Here is a 20,592-nt window from a genome sequence, read left to right as displayed (position 1 = left end):
GTCCTCGAGGTGCCGAGCCCGATCGGCACCATACCGACGTACGTCGTAAGCGAGCCGTAGTCACGACCTGCGCCCATCACGCAGCGTTTGTCCCTACGGTCGAAGGGTGTCAGTCGATCTCGTCCTGCCCTGCCTCAACGAGGCCGCGGCCCTGCCCTGGGTGCTCGAGCGGTTGCCCGCAGGCGTCCGGGCCGTTGTCGTCGACAACGGGTCCACCGACGGCTCACCGGAGGTGGCGGCGGGCTTCGGCGCGACGGTGGTCCACTGCGAGCTCAAGGGGTACGGCGCTGCCTGTCACGCGGGCCTGGAAGCGGCCGAGGCCGAGGTGGTTGCGTTCATGGACGCCGACGCATCCCTCGATCCACGGCAGCTGGACCGGGTCATCGAGCCGGTGCTGGCCGGGCGGGTGGACCTCATGATCGGTCGCCGTCGGCCGGTGTCGCGAGGCGCGTGGCCATGGCACCTCCGACTCGCGAATATCGAGCTGTCTCGTCGAATCAGACGCCGTACTGGAGTTCACCTCCACGATCTCGGACCGATGCGAGCCGGCCGGCGCACAGCACTCCTCCACCTAGGCCTGCAAGACCGAAGGTCCGGATACCCGCTGGAAACCGTGGTCCGCGCCGCCGACGCCGGTTGGCGGATCGCCGAGGTCGGGGTCGACTACCTCCCCCGCTCGGGTCGCTCCAAGGTCACGGGTACGCCGCTCGGCGCCGCGCGGGCCGTCCTCGACATGTCGAAGGTGCTGGCCGGATGACCCGCGGGACGTTGATCGTCATCGCGAAGGAGCCCGTGCCGGGACGGGTGAAGACACGGCTGCACAGCGAATTCACCGCTGCTGAGGCTGCAGCCCTGGCTCGGGCCTCGCTCGTGGACACATTGAGCGCCGTCCGCTCGACACCGGCTTCACATCGCGTACTAGCGCTCGACGGTGATCCCGGCCCTTGGCTGCCGGACGGCTTCGATGTGATCGCGCAACGCGGCGACGGGCTGGCGGAGCGGCTGGCCTCGGCCTTCGAGGACGCTTTCGACGGTACGCCGATGCTGCTCGTCGGGATGGATACCCCGCAGCTCACGCCCGAACTGCTGGGATTCCGATGGTCCGGGCACGACGCCGTACTCGGGCTGACTGACGATGGCGGCTACTGGTGCCTGGGGTTGCGGGTACCCGATCGCCGCGCGTTGGCCGGCGTACCGATGTCGACCGATCACACCGGGCGCGATCAGTTGCGACGGTTGCGGGCGTTGGGATTGCGCGTGCTCGTGCTGCCGACGTTGCGGGACATGGATACGCCGACGGACGCTGCGTTGATCGCTGCCGCCTATCCGTCGTTGCGAGTGTCGCGGCTGTATCAGCGGTTGCGGCATGCCGCGCATCCGGGGCTGCTGTTCGAGCAAGCGTTGGGCGGTACGGCGCGAGTCGTTGCCACGGGCATCGATGGCCGGACGGTGCCGGCGCTGTGCGAGGTGGAACGGTGGAAGGCACCCGCGGATGAGGTCGATCGACTGGCGTTGAGTCGGTGCGAAGGACCGGTCCTGGATATCGGGTGCGGTCCTGGGCGGATCGTGACTGCGCTGGCAGAACGTGGGATTCCGGCGCTGGGCGTCGACGTTTCGCCCCGAGCGGTGTCGCTCACCACTGCACGCGGCGCTGCGGCCCTCAGACGCCCGGTGCAGGATCGGCTGCCGGGCGAGGGGCGTTGGGGCAGTGTGCTGTTGATGGACGGCAACATCGGCATCGGCGGGGATCCGTCCGATTTGTTGCGCCGATGTGCCGAACTGGTGCGGCCGGACGGACTGGTGCTGGTCGAGGTCGATCCCGATGACGACCTCGACGACGAGGCGCCGATCGTACTGCGGAGCTCCACCGGCCGCCGGTCAACTCCGTTGCCATGGGCAAGGGTAGGCACCCGGGCAGTTCTCCGGCACGCCCGGCTGGCCAACCTCCATCCCACCGAAGACTGGCGAGCCGGCCGCCGAGCCTTCCTCGCCCTCCGCCGAACCGCGTGAAGTACGTCGGCGGTGGGATCGCGGTCGCGGCCTGCACTGCGGTGATCGTGACAGCAGCCGTTAACTGGCGGCCGAATCTCATCCTGCTCGTCGCAAGCCTGCTGGTGATGGGCGTGGTGTGGCGGCTCAAACGGTTGAGTGTGGCCGCCGTGGTGCTGGTGGCGGCGTTGTGTCAGCTCCCGGGGCTGACCCACGGGCCTATCACCAGTACGGACGCCTACCGGTACGTGTGGGACGGACGGGTGCAGCTGTCAGGCACTTCGCCGTACAGATACGTTCCGTTGGATGACAGGCTGGCGGGACTGCGGGATCCGGTGTTGTTTCCGGGGTTGCGGCCGGATCAGAAGTCCGGGCCGGTGCAGTCAGACATCGACGACCCGAGGACGCGGATCAATCGGCCCGGGGTGCCGACCATCTACCCACCGGTCGCGCAGGCCTATTTCACAGTGGTCGCGTTCCTCACGCCCTGGTCTGCCGGCACGCTAGGGCTCCAGATCGCGGCCGCATTGATCGCAATCGCGCTCACCTGGCTACTCGCCGTACAGAATCCACGCTGGGCGGCCTTGTGGGGTTGGTCACCGATCGTCGCCCTCGAAGCCGGTAGTGCCGCGCACGTTGACGTCCTCGCCGCACTCCTGATCGCGGCCGCCGTCATCATCGCGACCAGGCGACCGAAACTGGCTGCCGTCCTGCTCGGCGCGGCGGGTAGCGTCAAGCTGCTCCCCCTCCTCTTACTCCCCGCGTTCCGCGGCCGTCGGCCGCTAGTTGCCGTCGGCACCTTCATAACGTCGTACGTTCCACATCTCGTTGCCGTTGGCACCTTGGTACTCGGCTTCCTGCCCGGCTACCTCACCCAGGAAGGCTTCGACGACGGCAGCACGAGATTCGCGATTCTCGCGCTCCTGTTGCCTCCTGAGGCCCGTCAGGTCACCGCCGTGGCGCTCGCGCTCGCCGTGGCAACGGCTGCCTTCATCCGAGCCAGACACGAGCCGATCGCCCTCACCTGCTGCTGGCTGTACGGCGCCGCACTCCTGATCGCCACCCCCACCTACCCCTGGTACGGCCTCCCCCTGATCGCCCTCGCCGTCCTCGCCCGCCGGCCCGAATGGCTCGCCGTACCGATCGCGGCGTACCTGGCCTATGCCAGTTTCGGGCACGACATCCGCCAGGGCCTGATCCAGCTGGCCGCGGCTGTCATCGTTGTCATCGCGTTCACGATCCGTCACCGCACCACCACACCAAAGCCGTTTGACGCAGTGCCCGCCGCACACCAACACTGATCGGCGTGACGAAACGCATCGCTCTGGCGACCTCGGTCGACTTCCCCGAGCTGTACGAGCCGGACCTCCCGCTCGTCGACGAACTCCGCGCGGCCGGCCTCGAGCCGGTCGTCGAGATCTGGACCGACCCGGCCGTCGACTGGTCCGGGTACGACGCCGTCGTGCTGCGCTCGGTCTGGGACTACCACCGCCGGTACGACGAGTTCACCGCGTGGCTCGACCTGGTCGACAAGGCCGGCGTACCCGTGCTGAACGACAGCGACCTGGTCCGCTGGAATGCCGACAAGCACTACCTGCTCGAACTGCGCGAGCGCGGCGTGGCGATCGTCCCGTCCCAGATCGCGGCCGGCGCATGCCTGCGTGAGGTCGTCGCGGGTCTCAACGGCCAGGAGGTCGTCGTCAAGCCGATCGTCGGCGCCAGCGCACTGCACACGGTCCGTGGCGTGGCCGGCTCCCCCGAGCTCGACCAGGCGATGACCGACCTGCCGGATCTGGTGTACCTGGTCCAGCCGTTCCAGTCCGAGATCCTGACGGACGGCGAGTGGTCGCTGATGTTCATCGACGGCGAGTTCACCCACGCCGTCGTGAAGCGCCCGGCAGCTGGTGACTATCGGGTCCAGGAGCACCTCGGCGGCCACTCGATCAGCGCCGATCCGGCTCCGGCCGTACTGGAGAGCGCACGATCGGCCCTGCAGGCGGCAGGGAAGGCGCCGCTGTACGCACGGGTCGACGGTGTGGTCGTGAACAACCGCTTCCTGCTGATGGAGCTCGAGCTGATCGAGCCGTACCTGTTCCTCCCGCAATCACCGGAGGCAACGCGCAAGTTGGCCGCCGCGGTGGCCGCTCGCGTGCGGGAGACAGCGGCCGCATAAGGTCGGCGCATGCCCACGCTCGACGAGATCCGCCAGGCCGCGCGACAGCTCGACGGCCGTATCCACCGCACCCCGATCCTGACGTCGAGCGCGCTGAACGAGCGGTTCAACGGTGAGCTGCTGCTCAAGGCGGAGCTGTTCCAGAAGACCGGCAGCTTCAAGGTGCGCGGTTTACTGACCAAGCTGCTCCGGCTCAGCGCCGAAGAGCGTGAGCGCGGCGTGATCACGGTCTCGGCCGGGAACGCAGCCGGCGCGCTCGCTTGGGCAGCCCGGAACGCCGGGGTCCCGGCGACCGTGGTGATGGCGAAGACCGCCGTACCGGCGAAGATCGACGCGGCCCGCGGGTACGGCGCCACCGTCGAACTGGTCGAGGGTGACCTGATGGCCGAGTACGCGCGGATCCGGGACGAGCGCAAGCTCACCGGCGTGCACCCGTTCGACGACGAGGACGTGATCACCGGCCACGGCAGCCTCGGCCTGGAGTTGCTCGAGGATCACCCCGAGATCGACACCGTGCTCGTCCCGGTGGGTGGCGGCGGGCTGATCTCGGGCGTCGCCACCGCGGTGAAGCTGGTGAAGCCGGACATCCGCGTAATCGGTATCGAGCCCGAGCAGGCCGACGTGGTCAGCCGCAGCCTCGAGGCAGGCGAAGCTCGGACGCTCCCGACCGCGCGATCGATCGCCGACGGCCTTGCGGCACCGGTCTGTGGCACGCGGAATCTCCCGCTTATCCAGCAGTATGTCGACGGCGTCGTACGCGTGCGTGAAGACTCGCTGCTGGAGGCGACGCGGCTGGTGATGTCGCGGACCAAGCTCGCCCTCGAACCAGCCGCCGCGGCATCGTTCGCGGCGCTGATCGAGGGTCTCGAGCTGGACGGGGTCACCGCCGCCGTGATCAGCGGCGGCAACCTCGATGTGTCGAAGCTGATGCTCTAGGCGGTCGCGAGCCGGGCGTCGGATCTGACTCCGTCGCTCGGATCGTCGACCACGTCACCCTGACGAACCGGATCTTTCTCCGGCAGCAGGATGTCGCGCGACACCACCAGCATCAGCCACAGCGTGCCGGCCATCCGAAGGATCACGGAGAACCAGTAGATCCGGTCCGGCACGTTCGGATCCCCGGGCGCCAGGAATTGGGCCAGATGCATCCACACCAGCATCCAGTAGAAGCATTCGCAGGCCTGCCAGATCAGCCAGTCCCGCAACCGCGGCCGGGCCAGCGCCACCAGCGGCAGCAACCAGAGCACGTACTGCGGTGAGTACACCTTGTTGATCAGCAGGAACGCCGCGACCACCAGGAACGCGAGTTGCGCGAAGCGCGGCGGTCTGGGCGCCATCAGCCCGAGGATCGCGATCGACAGGCACAGCCCCGCGAAGATCACGATGTTCAGCTGGTTGACGTCCGCGACCTCGTGTTTGGCCAGCTTCAGCACGTACCAGATCGAGCCGTAGTCGCTCTCCCGCTGGTCGTTGAACGTCCAGAACGACATCCACTCGTTCTTGGCCAGCAGGTAGATCGGTGCGTTCACCAACCCCCACGCGAACACCGCGGCCACCAGCGCCTGGAACCACGGCCACAGCTTGCGACCGCGGATGCACACGATCAGCAGCGGCCCGAGCAGCAGGAACGGGTAGAACTTCGCCGCCGTCCCCAGCCCGAGCAGTACGCCGAACCACAACGGCCGGCCGCGTGACCACGCGAACATCGCCCCGGCCGTGAGTGCGACCGCGAACAGGTCCCAGTTGATCGTCGAAGTGAGCGCGAGCACTGGCGCGGCTGCGACGTACAGGGCGTCCAGGGGCTGTCCCCGGGCCGCACCTGGGCGGGATTCGACCCCGCGCGCGGTCGCGACGGTCAGGCCGACGATGACGAGCGCGCAGAGGAACAGCAGGACGAGGTTGACCAGGAAGAACACGCCCGCGGTGTCGCGCTTCTGCTCGACCGAGATGTCCTTCTTCGGGTCGCCGGTGATCACCCAGGTGATCCGCGCCGCGACCTCCATGAACCCACCGGTCAGCACCGGGTACTCGAGGACCGGGTAGTTGCCGGTGTCGAGGAACGGCCGGTTGCCCTCGGCGAACCCGCGCTCCTGGTACAGGAATCCGATGTCGGAGTAGCACAGCGCCTTGAACGGCCGCCAACTCTGCCGATCCCAGCCGGCCTCCATACACGGCGCCTTCTGCAGTACGCCGAGGCCGAACGTGATCGTGCACACCGCCAACGCGATCCGCAGCGGCGTCCACCAGGACGAGCTGAGCCGGGCGAACCGCCCCGACCGTCCACCGAGACCGACGGACAGCCCAGCGACGGCCGGATCGACCTCCGACGGCGTCTGCCGGTCCTGCGCGTCCTGGCTACGTGGTCCGGTCACGGTGGGCATCATCTCCTATCGGCTCACCTTGCGACCACCAGAGGTTACCCACAGGTGCCTGAACCTGAGCGCAGGCGGGCCCGCGTGCCGTCTGCGGCGAAGTGGTCCGGTCCGGATCGATGACGGACCTGGCCGGAGCTAAGGTCATCCGGTGGAGGACAGCTCAGGCGCCCGGGTGCAGCTCCGCTGCCTCGGCCCGTTCGAGCTCCGCATCGACGGTCAACCGATCGAACTGCCCGGAACGCGACCGCGCACGCTCCTGACGGCCTTGGCCCTGCGCGCCGGTCGGACCGTCACCGCCGACCAGCTCGCCACCGTCCTCTGGGGCGACGACGACCAGCCGGCCGATCCCCGCGCGAGCATCTACACCTTGGTCTCGCGCCTCCGCACTCGCCTCGGCGCAGACCTCGTCCATCGACACCCCGACGGTTACCGGCTGGGCCTGGCAGACGTCGACGCGATCCGGTTCGACCGTCTCCTCCAAGCGGGCCGGCTCGAAGACGCCATCCAGCTCTGGCGCGGTACGCCGTTCATCGGCCTCGCCTCCAGCTGGCTCGACCGCTACGAAACTCCCCAACTCACCGAGCGCTACCTCGACGCAGTAGAACGCCTCGCCGCCATCCCCGACACCGGCCAGCTCCCCAGACTGCTCGAACTCGCCACCGCCCACCCACTCCGCGAATCCCTCTGGCAGCGCCTGATCGTCGCCCTGGACGCCTGCGGCCGCACCGCCGAGGCCCTCGACCGGTACGACGAGATCCGCCGCCGGATCGCGGACGAGCTCGGCGTCGACCTGAGTCCCGGACTCCAGGCCGTCTACCAAAGCCTGCTCTCCCACGGATCGCAGCTCATCCCCCGCCAGCTCCCGAGTCCCGGCACCCAGCCCGTCGGCCGCGAGACCGAACTCAAGGCCCTCAACGAGGTCGCCGACCGAGACACTCACCGGATCGCAGTCATCATGGGCACGGCCGGGGTCGGCAAGACGACGCTCGCGGTGCACTGGGCGCAGCAGTACGCCGATCGCTTCCCGGACGGCCAGCTCTACGTCAACCTCCGCGGCTTCGAGCCCACCGCGAACCCGGTCTCCGCCGAGGACGCCGTACACGGGTTCCTCACCGCGCTGAACGTCCCGGTCAACACCATCCCGGCCGGCCTCGACGCCAAGGCCGCGCTCTTCCGCAGCTTCGTCGCCGACCGCGAACTGCTGATCCTCCTCGACAACGCCCGCACCGCCGACCAGGTCCGCCCCTTGCTCCCGGGTACGACGTCCTGCCTCGTCGTCATCACCACCCGGCTGCAACTCGACGGCGTGATCGCGGCCGGTGCGGAGCCGATCGTGCTCGACCTGCTCTCCCGTGACGCGGCCCGGCAACTCCTGATCGCGCGCCTCGGTCCGGATCGCGTTGGCACCGCCCCGACGGCGGTCGAGGAGATCATTCGGTACTGCGCCGGCCTCCCCCTCGCGCTCGCCCTCGTGGCCACCCGGGCCGCGATCCACCGCGACTTCGGCCTCGACACCATCGCCACCGAACTCCGCGACAGCCGACTCAACGTCCTGTCCGGCCCCGACACCCGCGTCGACGTCCGCGCCGTCTTCTCCTGGTCGTACGTCGATCTGCGCCCGGAGGCGGCGTACTTGTTCCGGCTGATCGGACGGCATCCGGGACCGGGTCTCTCGGCCGAGGCGGTTGCGGCCGTGCTCGACCGGCCGGCGTCCGAGGCAACCGTCGTACTGCGGGAGCTGCAGCGTGCGCATCTCATCGACGAGCCGCGGCCCGGCTGGTTCACGATGCACGACCTGCTGCGCGCTTATGCCCAGGACCTGCCGATCGAAGACGCAGACCGCACCGCCGAGCAGCGAATGCGGGACTTCTACTTGCGCGCGGCAACCACCGCGGCGGCCCGGTTGGACGCCGCCGACTTCGAGTGGTTCACGGCGGAGCGGTCAGCCCTGCTGGCGTTCCTGACTGCCACGCCTTCGAAGTTCTTGCCCGTTCTGCAGGACTATCTGGATCGCAGCGGGCACTGGCAGGACTGGATCGACGCCGGCGAGCTGACACTGGCCGACGCTCGTCAACGCCAGGACCTTGCCGCCGAGCGACACGCCCTGCTCGGTCTGGCGTTGGCCCACAACCGGCTGGAGAACTTCGCGGTGGCGGCCGACCTGGCCGCGCAGTGTCTCGCGGTCGCTCGCCGGATGAACGACGTACCGGCCGAGGCGCGGGCGCTGCGGGTGCTGAGCTTCGGGATCAGCAACCTCGGGCGGCACGACGAATCACTCGCGCTCGCTCGCGAATCGCTCGAGCTCTACACCGCGCTCGACGACGAACGCGAGATCGCCACCTGCCTGAATGCGATCGGCTGGGAACTCGCCCACCTCGACCGGCTCGACGAAGCGCAGCTCTCCTGCCGTGAGTCCGTCGTACGACTGGAGGCGCTGGGCGATCGGGCCAGCGTGGCCGCGACGTACGACAGCCTCGGTCACATCGCGGCCAGACTCGGTCAGCCGGTCGATGCCCTCAGCAACTATCGCGCCGCGGCCGAGCTCTACGAGCGCCTCGCGGATCGGTACCACGAGGCGCTGGCCCGGATGCGTCTCGCCGACGCGCTTGCCACGGCTGATCAGGACCCGCGTCCGGAGTACGACGTCGCACTGGCGCTCTTCACTCAGCTCCATCATCCGCAGGTTGCGGCGGTACGGGCGAAGTTGTCGGCCGTCGACGAGACATCAGCATGAGGGCTCCGGCCAGCAGCACCAAGCCCAGCAGGGCCGTCGCCCCAACAGCCAGGCCCATCCGGGCCCCGATGGGCCGGTAGACGCAGGACACCTCGGAGGCACCCGCGTTGACCGGGACCGCCAGCAGTCCGGCGCGCGTGCTGGATGCGATGGACGCGCGACCGTCGACCGAGCAGCGCCAGCCGTCGATCCGAATCGCGCCGATGACGACCGAACCGGCCGCACCCGGAGTGAGCCGGATGTCGATGCTGTGCCCGCCTACGCTCACCGCGGCCGGCTTGTTGGCGCTCAGCCGCCCCACTGCCGCGGTGAGCTGTCCGTGGTCCAGACACCCGATGGCAGCGGCCGGAAGCCGTGCCGTCCCGACCACTCGGACAGCCAGGTCGACGACACCGTTCGCGCCGACCTTCCCGATCCGTCGCATCGGTGCGCCGGAATAGACGCCCGGACGCTTCGCCTTCGGGTCCAGGTTGGTCACCCAGCGGTCCCCGTCGACCTGCACGTCGCCGATGAAGGTCGGCGCCGCGAGGTAGGCCTCCGTGCCGGGTCGACATGACGCGGTGAAGTGCGCTTCGGCCGGCTTGGCCGTACCCGGGGCCGGCGTGATCAGGAGAGTCTCCCGGCCGGAGATGCTGACGCCGGGCGAATTCTGCGGCTTCAGCTTCGGTACGGCGTAGACGTCGGCGCCGAGCGCACTCTCCTGCGGTCCGAACGGAGCCGGATCCGCCGACTGGTACGCCTTGGCCGGCCGCACGGTCACCAGCGGCGCGACCGCGTCGTTCTTGGCCAGCCGCGGTGAGGTCGCCACGCCGTCATCGCCCCCGGCGTCCTTCCCGACAACGACCCGGGCGCCGATCGAGAACACCGCGTCGACGACCGGGTTCTCCGGGTCGACGGTGGCCCGGCCGTACGAGCTGTACCCGAAGCCGAGGTCGAGCAACTCCCGGGAGATCGCGTCCGGGATCGTGCTCGAGTAGTACTGCGGTCCCTCGCCACCGATCAGCATCGGATCGTTCACCGTCAACGCCGCGCCAGGAGCCGACCGGTGCTGCGGCCAGTCGTTCGCTGACATCACCAGCGAACGGACCTCCGCATGCTCCTGCCCCCACGGCGCAGCGGCACTGAGGACCTTCCCGCGGGCCACATCGATCGCAACCGACGACAACGTCACCTCGACCAGTACGGCGCCAACCAGCAACGCCAGCGCACCACGTCGTACCCAGACCGGCAGCGGGCGGCGAGTGAGCAACCAGGCCAGCGCCGCGACAATCGTCAGAACCGGTACGACGACACGCGTGGTCGCCGTGACGTACCGGACGTTCCAAGTCACGGCGTACAGGACGAAGACCAGGACGGTCGGAGCCGCGACCGACACGACGCTGCGCAGACCCGACGCGACCGACATCCAGCCGACGATCACCAGCAGGCCGCCGATCACGAACGCCTGGCGGAACGGGCTGCCGTTCGGTGAGTCGAACCCGTGCCACACCTCGTGGGTGAACTCGATCTGCATGCTCAGCACCGTGAGCACCACCGTGACCGTCCAGACGATCCGCTCGCGGACCCGGATCGTCCGGTTGAACGGGAAGCTCAGCGCGAGCAGCAACATCAGCGTGCCGACGGCCAGCCCCGGACTTCTCCCGACGCCCTCGCTGCCCGGCAGCAGCCGGGACAGGAAGTCCACCCAGGAAATCGGCGTGAGCTCGGTCTTCGGGCTCGGCCGCGCGGCCCGGATCGCCTGGAACGTGGGCACGAGCAGCGGCGCCGCCAAGCCGATCCCGAGGCCTACGGCCACGATGCACCGCAGGGCGCCGGTCAGACGTTCGCGCCACGACACGGCTCCGTCGTACGACAGGAGCCGCGCCACGACGACGATCGCGGCGCCGATGGTCGCCATGTAGACCGTGTAGAAGTGCGAGGTCCACAGCAGCGCGATGACGAACGGCGTGACCAGCAGCGACGCGATCGACCGGCGCTGCAGGATCCACTCGCAGAGCAGGCAGATCACCGGAAACGCGACCATGCCGTTCAGCCAGACCGTCATGTAGGCGGCGTCGTCGATCGCCCAGGCACAGGCGCCGTACGACACCCCGGCCGCGATCGCCAGCCAGACCGGTCCGGTCGGGCGCAGCCGGCGCAGGTACGCCGTCATCGCGCCGGCGCCGAGCCCGATCGCGGCCACCGCGACCAGGAACAGCGCGAGGTCGATCCGGTCTCGCGGCAGGACGAGGGCGATCCACGAGAGCGTGGAACCGACGTACGCCATCATGTCGCCGAGGAACGGGACGCCGAACCCACTCGACCAGTTGAAGATCAGGTCGCCAGGCGCCTGGCCCGTGACGACGTCCCGCAGGTGTGCGTACATCGGGACGAACTGCTGACCGAGGTCGTTGGTGCTCCGAGCGCGATCGCCGAACGGGTACGTGCCGCGAATGATCCCGCTCGCCACGAAGGTCAGACTGGCGGCCACCCCGGCGACCAGGACAGGCCAGGCGTGCCGCAGGCGGCCGAAGGCGCGCCGCGGCACGGTCCACTCCTGCATCACGGCAGAACGACCCGCGCGGACTCGTCCCGGTCGAGCGCGACCGGCGCCGGAAGGTGCACCACCTCGGCCAGCGCCGCTGGGGCCGGGTGCTTGAGGTAGGTGAGCCGCGCCGCCTCGGCCCGATTCCGCCCGAGCGCGTCGAGCAGATACCCGAGCACCAGGATCAGGATCGCGATCAGCCCGATCGTCGAGGCCAGGATCGCGGTCGGGAACCGCGGCACCAGGCCACTGTCGAGGTACTCCAGTACGACCGGCACGCCGAGAATCAGCGCCACCAGACCGAACAGGCCGGCCACCACACTGTGGAACAGCGTGGGCTTCTCCAGCCGGGTCATATTCATGATCGAGCGAAGAATGCGTACGCCGTCGCGATAGGTGCGCAACTTGCTCTCACCACCGCTGGGCCGCTCCTTGTAACCGACCGGAATCTCCGCCACCGGCACCCGGAGATGCAGTGAGTGGATTGTCAACTCCGTTTCGATCTCGAACTCCTGCGAGAGCGCCGGGAACGACTTCACATAGCGATGCGAGAACGCCCGGTATCCACTCAGCATGTCGGTGATCTCCCGGCCGAACAGCGCCCCGGCGGCACCGGTCAGAACCCGGTTGCCGAAGGTGTGCCCCGGCCGGTACGCGGCCTCGTTCGAGTGTTTGCGTACGCCGACGACGTGGTCATAAGGCCCCGTCAGCAGCACCCGCACCAGCTCCGATGCCCGGGCCGCCTCGTAGGTGTCGTCGCCGTCGATCAACACATAGACGTCTGCTTCGACATCGGCGAAGGCCCGCCGGATGACGTTGCCCTTACCTTTGCGCGCAACATGCCGTACCACCGCGCCGGCGTCCGCGGCGATTGCCGCGGTGTCGTCGGTCGAGTTGTTGTCATACACATAGATCGTTGCCGTCGGCAGCGATGCCTGCAGCTCCGAAACGACTTTCCGCACCGCGACGGCCTCGTTGTAACAAGGCACGATCACCGCGATCTCGGTGCTGGAAAAGTCCTGCCCTTCAACCATTTCTCCTCCGCCCCAGGAACAACTACTTCATAGATGTCGCAAGGGTGGGGTTAAGTTGCATCGGCCGACGAAATTGATGGCTGGACCGGTAAAATGTTCACATTTCGGACCAGACCGTTACGCCGCCGTCACCGTCAGTCCGGCGATTCGAGGTGCGCGAGCCAAGTGATAAGCAGGCTCTCAAGTTGAGCCTGCTGGGCCTGGGTAAGCGGCTCCAACAGCCTTTGCTCATTGGCCATGTGGGCCGAGAAGGCCTTGTCGATCAGGCGGCGACCGGCCGGAGTCAGGCGTACGACGCGCCCGCGACCATCCGCGTCACTGCGACGACGCTGCACCAGCCCGGCCTGCTCGAGCCGGTCGACCCGCTTGGTCACCGCGCCGGTCGTCACCATCGTGTGCAGCGCGATCTCCCCCGGAGCACGCTCGTACGGCGCTCCGGCCCGGCGCAAGGCGGCGAGTACGTCGAACTCGCCCTCGGACAGGCCGTACTTCGCGTAGAGCAGGGTCAGCTCGCCGGTCAGATGGTTCGCGATCCGGTGCAGCCGGCCGATCACGCCCTGCGGACCGGTGTCCACGTCCGGCCGCTCGCTCGCCCACTCCGCCTGGATCCTGGCCACATGATCGTCGGTCACGCGGATGACTATATCTTCCTGGGAAGATATAGTAGTTTCCATGGAAAATACTCTGCGGTGGGCCGCGGTCACCGCGATCGCGCCGGTGGCCTGGGGGACGAACTACTTCGTCACCCACGAGTACCTGCCGACCGGGTATCCGCTGTACGGCGCCGTGTTCCGCGCGCTGCCGGCCGGCGTACTGCTGCTCTGCCTGGCCCGGCGCCTCCCCCGCGGAGTGTGGTGGTGGCGGTCGTTGCTGCTCGGCGTGCTCAACATGGGCGCGTTCTTCGCCCTCATCTACCTGGCCTCGCAACTGCTCCCGGTCAGCTTGGCGTCGACGATCATGTCCGCGTCGCCGCTGACGATGGCGATGTTCGGCTGGGCATTGTTGGCCGAGCGACCGACGGCGCCGGTGCTGGTCGGCGCCGCGGCCGGGATCCTCGGCGTCTGCCTGTTGCTCGGCGCCGGATCGACAACGGTGGACTGGCGCGGAGTCGCGGCTTCGGTAGCCGCCCTGACGATGTCGTCGTGCGGCTACGTCCTCGCCAAGAAGTGGGGGCGAGCCGACGGACCACTCGCGACCACATCCTGGCAACTCATCGCCGGCGGTCTCGTGCTGATCCCGTTCGCGCTGATCTTCGAGGGCGCACCGCCGCACCTCGACGGCCCGGCCCTCGCCGGTTTCGCGTACGTCGGACTGATCGCGACCGCCCTCGCCTTCACCGCCTGGTTCACCGGCCTCCGCCACCTCAGCGCCGCGACCGTCGGACTCATCGGGCTCCTCAACCCCGTCACCGGCGTACTGCTCGGGGTCCTGCTGTCGGGCGACGTGCTCACCGTGCGGCAAGTATGCGGACTCGGCCTGGTCCTGACCGGCATCGCACTCAGCCAACTCAAGCGCCCGCGCCGAGTGCCAAAGAGTCTCGAAGCGCTTCGACTGGGGTAGAACTGCAGCATCCAGCTCGAAGGGAATGACGATGGTCACGATCGGGGACGTCGCCCGGCATGCCGGGGTCGCGGCCAGCACGGTCTCCTACGTCCTCAGCGGGAAGCGGACGATCTCGACCGACACCCGTGAGCGCGTGCAGCGGAGTGTTCGCGCGCTCGGCTACCGGCCGAACGCGAGCGCCCGCGCCCTGGCCAGCCAGCGGTCCAACGTGCTCGCCCTGGTGATTCCGCTGCGCACCGGGATGCACGTGCCGGTGATGATGCAGTTCGCCGCCGCGGTCGTGACCACAGCCCGCCGGTTCGATCACGACGTACTGCTGCTGACCGCCGACGAGGGGCCGGAGGGTCTCGAGCGAGTCGCGCAGAGCTCGCTCGTCGACGCGCTCGTGGTGATGGATGTCGAACTGCACGACGAGCGGGTGCCGGTGCTGCGCGAGTTGCCGATGCCGTCGGTGCTGATCGGCTACCCCGACGACGCCGACGGGCTCACCTGTATCGACCTCGACTTCGTTGCCGCCGGCGCGCATTGCGTCGACCATCTCGCCGACCTGGGCCACCGCTCGCTCGCCCTGCTCGGTACGCCGTCCGCCGTCTACGAACGCCAGACCGGGTTCGCCCAGCGCACGCTGACTGGATTCTCGGAGGCGGCGGAGCGACGTGGCGTAATCGGAGTCGAGACGCCTTGTGAGCACACCTTCGACGCGGTCCTGGAGACCGTCGGACAGCTCCTGCGGGATCACCCGGACATCACCGGTCTCGTCGTACAGAACGAGCCGATCATCGGACCTCTCCTGGACGTCCTGCGGCGGCTCGGCCGCCGGGTGCCCGAGGACATGTCGCTGGTCGCGATCTGCGCGGACGACGTCGCCGAGCGGCAGGTCCCGCAGCTCTCGTCGGTGTCGATCCCGGCCGAGCGGATCGGCGAGCGGGCGGTTGAGTCGCTGATCACGAAGCTCGCGAGTGGCGACGTACCCGACCTGACACTCCTCCCGCCGACGCTCACCGCGCGCGGGAGCTCCGCATAACCGCATAGCCGCCGGCCGGCAGCGTCAGCTCGCCATCAACGGCCTCACCCGAGATGAGTTCGGTCCCCTCGGCGGGTACGACGACCTCCGCATCGCCGTGGTTGAGCAGGAAGGTCCAGGTGGTGTCGCTCGACCGTCGCCGTACGACCTCTACTGGCGACGCCGACAGACCCAACAGCCCCGCGGCCGTTTCGTCGTCCAGCTCGGTCGACACGTACCACGCCGTACCCGCACCCACCTCGCGCCGGGTGATCGCGGGCTTGCCGTCCAGCACTCCCCCGGCGTACCGATCGACGGCCTCGGCCGACACCGCGCGTACGTCCTCGCTCCACAGCCGCCCACGCCCACCGGATGACAGGGCAACCTCGTCTTCCAATGGGTGGAACTCCTCCACGCGTACGCCGAGTAGTTCGGCGAACGCGCCCGGATACCCGCCGGGCCTGACCTGCGCATCCGGGTCGACGATTCCGCTGAAATAGGTGACCACCAACTGCCCACCTTCGTGGACGTAGTCGGCCAGTGCTTCGGCGGTCTCATCGCTCGCGAGATACAGACTGGGTACGACGACCAACTTGTAGGCGGACAGATCCGCGTCCGGCGACGCGAAGTCGACCGTGACACCGGCCCGCCAGAAGTGCCGATGCGCTGACCGAACGGCGGCCAGGTAGTCGAGCGACGATGACGGCAGATGGGTCCCCTGAAGCGCCCACCAGCACTCGGCGTCCCACAGGATAGCGATGTCAGCCTCGACCTTGCTCTCGGCAACTTCCTTCAGCCTCGGCAGCACCTGTGAGCCGAATTCCGAGACCTCGCGGAACATCCGGCTGTCCGCGCCGGCATGAGGAACCATCGCCGAGTGGAACAGCTCCGACCCACCACGCGACGCTCGCCACTGAAAGAACAACGCACCCTGCGAACCGCGAGCAATGTGCGACAAGCTGTGCCGCGCCATCCGCCCCGGCTCCTTCGTGTGCAGCCGCTGCCCCTCGTTGAGCGTCCCCGCCGACTGCTCCATCAGCAGCCACGGCTTCCCGCCCGCCCACGATCGTGCGAGGTCCGCACCGAACGCGGTCTGCTCTTCGGCGCCGATATCCGATCGATCCGGATAGTGGTCGATGGCAACGACATCGACCTCGGCGGCCCAGCGCGCGTGATTCACCGGCACCCAGCCACCGAAGACGAAGTTCGTGGTGATCGGCAGCGTCGAGAGTGCCCGCAGCTCGGCCTTCTGCTCCAGGTACGCCGCGAGCAACTCGTCGGACCAGAACCGCCGGAAGTCCAGGTACTGCGTCGGATTCACCAGGTACTGCGTCTTCCGCGGCGGCTCGATGTCGTCCCATTCGGCGTACCCCTGACTCCAGAACGCCGTCGTCCACGCCTCGTTCAGCCGGTCCAACGAGCCGTACCGCTCCCGCAACCACTCGCGAAAACGTGCAGCCGCCAGCGGGCAGTAGCAAGTGGTCCCGTACTCGTTGTGCACGTGCCACATCGCCAGCGCCGGGTGATCGTGATACCGCTCGGCCAACGCCCGCGCGATCTCACGCGCGGCGTCGCGATACGCCGGCGCGCAGGCGCAGTACGTATCCCGGCTGCCGTACGTCAGTCGTACGCCGTCAGCCGTCACCGGCATCGCTTCCGGGTGGAGCCGGCTGAACCACGGCGGCGGTGATGCGGTCGGCGTGGCGAGATCGACGCTGACACCGCCGTCGGACAGCAGGTCGAGCACCCGGTCGAGCCAGCCGAACTCGTACTGCCCTGGCGACGGTTCGAGGCTCGACCAGGAGAACACGCCGACGGTCACCAGGTTCACGCCGGCCCGACGCATCAGGTCGGCGTCCTCGTGCCATACCGCCGGGTCCCACTGCTCCGGGTTGTAATCGCCGCCGTACCAGAGCCGGCTCATGACTTGATGGTGTAGCGCTCGCACACGCCCTCGGTCACCCGCGAGTCGGGCTGACCGTCGCGCATTGTCAGCTCGATCACCGCCGCCACTCCGCCGGTGGCGTTGGGCAGCTCGACGACCTTCGTCAGACCCTCGGACGGCTCGTACCAACGAAGCTCGACGTCGTCGGACCAGTCGTACTCCGGCCGATCGTCGACCGCCCCGAACGGAATCACTGCGCCTTCCCGCACCAGCAACGGAAGGCTGCCGAACCCGTGCGACTGCTGCACCCACCCCGGACCCGCGACCGTCGAGCCGGTCAGCAGGTCGGTCCACCGCCCCGCAGGCAGATAGAACGACACATCTCCATCAGCACTCAGCACCGGTGCAACGAGCAGATCCGGTCCGAGCATGTACTGGCGATCCAGATAGGCCACCCCCGGATCGTCCGGGAACTCCAGCACCATCGGCCGCATCATCGGCACGCCATCCTGATGCGCCTCGGCCGCCACGGTCATCAGATACGGCATCAGTGACAGCTTGAGCTTGGTGAACTTCCGCAGTACGTCGACCGCCTCGTCGTCGAACGCCCACGGCACCCGGTACGACGACGATCCGTGCAGCCGCGAGTGGGACGACAGCAACCCGAACGGCACCCAGCGCTTGAAGATCGCCGGATCCGGCGTGCCCTCGAAACCACCGATGTCGTGACTCCAGTAGCCGAAACCCGAAGCGGCCAAGGACAATCCACCACGCAACGACTCCGCCATCGCCTCGAACGTCGACTCGCAGTCCCCACCCCAGTGCACCGGGAACTGCTGCCCACCGGCCGTCGCGGACCGGGCGAACAGTACGGCGTCACCTTCGCCACGGTTGTCTTCCAGCAGACCGAAGACCGCGGCGTTGTAGAGCTGCGCGTAGTAGTTGTGCATGCGCTCCGGGTCCGAACCGTCGTACCAGACCACGTCGGTCGGGATGCGTTCGCCGAAGTCGGTCTTGAAGCAGTCGACCCCGAGGTCGATCAGCGCCTGCAGTTTCGAGCGGAACCAGGCAGTCGCGTCCGGGTTGGTGAAGTCGACGATCACCATACCGGCCTGCCACATGTCCCACTGCCAGACCGAACCGTCCGGACGCTTGAGCAGGTAGCCGAGCCGGCGACCCTCCTCGAACAGGATCGAGCGCTGCGCGATGTAGGGGTTGATCCAGAGGCTGATCCGCAGCCCGCGATCCTTCAGCCGGCGGACCATCCCGGCCGGATCCGGGAACGCGACCGGATCCCAGACGAAGTCGCACCAATGGAACTGCCGCATCCAGAAGCAGTCGAAGTGGAACACGCTCAACGGCAGGTCGCGCTCGGCCATCCCGTCGACGAACGCGCTCGTGGTCTCCTCGGTGTAGTCGGTGGTGAACGAGGTGGACAGCCACAACCCCATCGACCAGGCGGGCACCCGAGCGGGTCGTCCGGTCAGGGCGGTGTAGCGGCGCAGGACGTCCTTCGGCGTCGGGCCGGCGAAGACGTAGTACCCGAGTTCCTGTCCTTCGACGCTGAACTGGTTGCGTGACGTGACCTCGCTGCCGACCTCGAACGAGACCCGGCCCGGGCTGTCGACGAGTACGCCGTACCCCTTGCTGCTCAGGTAGAACGGGACGTTCTTGTACGCCTGCTCGCTGGACGTGCCGCCGTCGGCATTCCAGTTGTCGACAATCTGACCGTTCTTCACCAGCGGGCCGAAGCGCTCGCCGAGGCCGTAGACGGTCTCGCCGACCCCGAGCGCGAGCTGCTCGTGCAAATATTGCTTGCCGTCGGCATCGGTAATCAGGCCGACGCTGCGAGCGGACGAGTTCGTCAACGGCCGGCCGTCCTGCTCGAACCGCACGTCCCACGGCCCGTCGAGCTGGACCACCACGCTCAGTTCACCCGAGGTCAGTCGCGCCTCCGCGGCCCCGACGTCCACTTTCACGGGATGGTCGTCACCGGAGTTGAGCTGGTACGACGGCCGCGCGGGGAGGCCACCGAGATGATGCGCGATCCGGACCCCGATCACCCCACGGGCCGGCGAGGAGAACGTCACCGTGAACATCGGCTGGTTGAGCGTGTCCCCGCGCCGCTCGATCCGCTTGGCCGGCGCGTACACGGTCAGCTCCCGCTCCCCCGCCGCCACGCTCTCGACCTCAGCCGGCCGCAGCCGCGTCAGCCCGTCCCGCAACTGCCAGTACCCGTCGGTGAACTTCATCCGTAGAGCCTCTCTCACCCGACCGTCGAAGCGCTTCGATGACGCTACCACCTGCGGTTCACGGACTGAGAAATCCGTCCAGCTGGATGGACGAAGGCTGAGGATGGGGAGATGGACACGTCGGTGCTGGTGGGTTTCGTGGTCGCGGTGTTCCTGGTGAGCGTGGTGCCAGGGCCCGACATGCTGTTCATCGTGGCGAACGCGGCCGTCGGCGGGAAACGGGCCGGGGTGGTCGCCGCGGCCGGGATGTCGACCGGGCTCGCGGTGCACAGTGTGGCGGCGGCGTTCGGCCTGGGTGCGCTGATCCAGGCGGCGCCTCAGGTGCTGAACGGCGTACGCATCGCCGGAGCGGCCTTTCTGGTCTATCTCGCTTACCTGACCTGGCGTGCCAGCCGGCAGGAGGTCAGTGCGGAGGAGGACATCCAACTGCCAAAGCGGACCCTGCGGCGGACCTATTTGATGGCGACGCTGACCAACCTCGCCAACCCGAAGGTCATCCTGTTCTACCTGGCGTTCGTGCCGCAGTTCATCAGCACCGGCGCCGGCAGCTGGCCGGCCACCGTCCAGTTCCTCGTCCTCGGCGCGGTCTTCATCGGCGTCGGCTTCCCGGTCGACGCCACGGCGGGTCTGCTGGCCGGCAGCCTCACCGACCGCTTCTTCCGTGCCGGCAGTGCCGTTCGCCGCCGTCTGGAGCGAGTCACCGCCGGGATCTTCGCCGCGCTGGCCGCGCGCCTCGTTACCGACATCCACTGAGGGGTGGTGCGGGGGCGGTTGCGGGGTCAAGCTGGGGGCAAACCGACGACCGCCAGGGTCGGCGCGTTTCCTTGCGATGATGGGGAGATCTGATGGACGGCGCAAGCGGGTGGGTCAGGTGAAGGCCGCCCCGGGAGACCATGTTGTTGTCGAGGGCAACCATGTGAGTGCACACCGCCGGCAGGGTGAGATCGTCGAGGTCCATGACCCCGACGGCGCCCCGCCGTACCTGGTCCACTGGAGCGACACCGACTCCGAGTCCCTGTTCTTCCCGGGTCCGGACGCGCACATCGTCCGCGCCGGGTAA

Annotated in this window: 16 protein-coding genes; 10 read left to right on the top strand and 6 right to left on the bottom strand. The window is 68.3% G+C overall.

Annotated features, from left to right (window positions below):
- Window positions 1-106: 106 nt before the first annotated feature.
- Genes AB0L70_RS33780 through AB0L70_RS33760 form a run of 5 tightly spaced genes read left to right on the top strand, consistent with a single transcriptional unit; the run spans window position 107 to window position 5,098 of the window.
- Window positions 107-757 (top strand): glycosyltransferase family 2 protein, encoded by a 651-nt coding sequence (locus AB0L70_RS33780; protein ID WP_363690857.1) that lies wholly within the window; start codon window positions 107-109, stop codon window positions 755-757.
- A complete protein-coding gene (locus AB0L70_RS33775; RefSeq protein WP_363690856.1) occupies window positions 754-2,010 on the top strand; it encodes a DUF2064 domain-containing protein in 1,257 nt (418 codons plus the stop codon). The genes AB0L70_RS33780 and AB0L70_RS33775 overlap by 4 nt, the downstream gene beginning before the upstream one ends.
- Window positions 2,007-3,290, top strand: a complete 1,284-nt coding sequence (locus AB0L70_RS33770) for a hypothetical protein (protein ID WP_363690855.1) — start codon at window positions 2,007-2,009, stop codon at window positions 3,288-3,290. The genes AB0L70_RS33775 and AB0L70_RS33770 overlap by 4 nt, the downstream gene beginning before the upstream one ends.
- Window positions 3,291-3,295: 5 nt before the next feature.
- Window positions 3,296-4,162, top strand: a complete 867-nt coding sequence (locus tag AB0L70_RS33765) for a hypothetical protein (protein WP_363690854.1) — start codon at window positions 3,296-3,298, stop codon at window positions 4,160-4,162.
- 9 nt (window positions 4,163-4,171) lie between these two features.
- The gene (locus AB0L70_RS33760; RefSeq protein WP_363690853.1) at window positions 4,172-5,098 is read left to right on the top strand and encodes a threonine/serine dehydratase; all 927 of its coding nucleotides are present in this window, start codon (window positions 4,172-4,174) and stop codon (window positions 5,096-5,098) included.
- Here the strand turns inward: AB0L70_RS33760 and AB0L70_RS33755 are convergent.
- Window positions 5,095-6,543, bottom strand: a complete 1,449-nt coding sequence (locus AB0L70_RS33755) for a glycosyltransferase 87 family protein (protein WP_363690901.1) — start codon at window positions 6,541-6,543, stop codon at window positions 5,095-5,097. The two genes, AB0L70_RS33760 and AB0L70_RS33755, sit on opposite strands and share 4 nt — an antisense overlap.
- Before the next feature lie 142 nt (window positions 6,544-6,685).
- Here AB0L70_RS33755 and AB0L70_RS33750 point away from each other — a divergent pair, with 142 nt between their 5' ends.
- Window positions 6,686-9,271, top strand: a complete 2,586-nt coding sequence (locus AB0L70_RS33750; RefSeq protein WP_363690852.1) for a BTAD domain-containing putative transcriptional regulator — start codon at window positions 6,686-6,688, stop codon at window positions 9,269-9,271.
- Here the strand turns inward: AB0L70_RS33750 and AB0L70_RS33745 are convergent.
- The 3 genes from AB0L70_RS33745 to AB0L70_RS33735 all read right to left on the bottom strand — a co-directional run bounded on the left by AB0L70_RS33745 (window position 9,198) and on the right by AB0L70_RS33735 (window position 13,461).
- Complete coding sequence (locus AB0L70_RS33745) at window positions 9,198-11,798, bottom strand: YfhO family protein (RefSeq protein ID WP_363690851.1); 2,601 nt, start codon at window positions 11,796-11,798, stop codon at window positions 9,198-9,200. The genes AB0L70_RS33750 and AB0L70_RS33745 overlap by 74 nt on opposite strands.
- Window positions 11,799-11,812: 14 nt before the next feature.
- On the bottom strand, window positions 11,813-12,829 hold the full coding sequence (locus AB0L70_RS33740; protein WP_363690850.1) for a glycosyltransferase: 1,017 nt from the start codon (window positions 12,827-12,829) through the stop codon (window positions 11,813-11,815).
- Window positions 12,830-12,963: 134 nt separating this feature from the next.
- Entirely contained in the window at window positions 12,964-13,461 is a 498-nt protein-coding gene (locus tag AB0L70_RS33735) for a MarR family transcriptional regulator (protein ID WP_363690849.1), read from the bottom strand.
- A gap of 40 nt (window positions 13,462-13,501) precedes the next feature.
- Between AB0L70_RS33735 and AB0L70_RS33730 the strand changes: the two genes are divergently transcribed.
- Window positions 13,502-14,389, top strand: a complete 888-nt coding sequence (locus tag AB0L70_RS33730) for an EamA family transporter (protein WP_363690848.1) — start codon at window positions 13,502-13,504, stop codon at window positions 14,387-14,389.
- 31 nt (window positions 14,390-14,420) lie between these two features.
- Complete coding sequence (locus tag AB0L70_RS33725; RefSeq protein WP_363690847.1) at window positions 14,421-15,416, top strand: LacI family DNA-binding transcriptional regulator; 996 nt, start codon at window positions 14,421-14,423, stop codon at window positions 15,414-15,416.
- Here AB0L70_RS33725 and AB0L70_RS33720 read toward each other — a convergent pair.
- Window positions 15,391-17,319: a beta-galactosidase gene (locus tag AB0L70_RS33720; protein WP_363690846.1), complete on the bottom strand. Its 1,929-nt coding sequence runs from the start codon at window positions 17,317-17,319 to the stop codon at window positions 15,391-15,393. The genes AB0L70_RS33725 and AB0L70_RS33720 overlap by 26 nt on opposite strands.
- Window positions 17,316-19,532: an alpha-xylosidase gene (gene yicI / locus AB0L70_RS33715; RefSeq protein ID WP_363690845.1), complete on the bottom strand. Its 2,217-nt coding sequence runs from the start codon at window positions 19,530-19,532 to the stop codon at window positions 17,316-17,318. The genes AB0L70_RS33720 and yicI overlap by 4 nt, the downstream gene beginning before the upstream one ends.
- A gap of 111 nt (window positions 19,533-19,643) precedes the next feature.
- Here yicI and AB0L70_RS33710 point away from each other — a divergent pair, with 111 nt between their 5' ends.
- Complete coding sequence (locus tag AB0L70_RS33710) at window positions 19,644-20,285, top strand: LysE family translocator (protein ID WP_363690844.1); 642 nt, start codon at window positions 19,644-19,646, stop codon at window positions 20,283-20,285.
- A 79-nt stretch (window positions 20,286-20,364) separates the two neighbouring features.
- Window positions 20,365-20,592: a DUF1918 domain-containing protein gene (locus tag AB0L70_RS33705; RefSeq protein WP_363690843.1), complete on the top strand. Its 228-nt coding sequence runs from the start codon at window positions 20,365-20,367 to the stop codon at window positions 20,590-20,592.

The sequence above is a fragment of the Kribbella sp. NPDC051952 genome, from assembly GCF_040680855.1.
Lineage (GTDB): Bacteria > Actinomycetota > Actinomycetes > Propionibacteriales > Kribbellaceae > Kribbella.
Note: the sequence above shows the minus strand (reverse complement) of the source record. Positions and strands in the feature narration are given on the sequence as shown.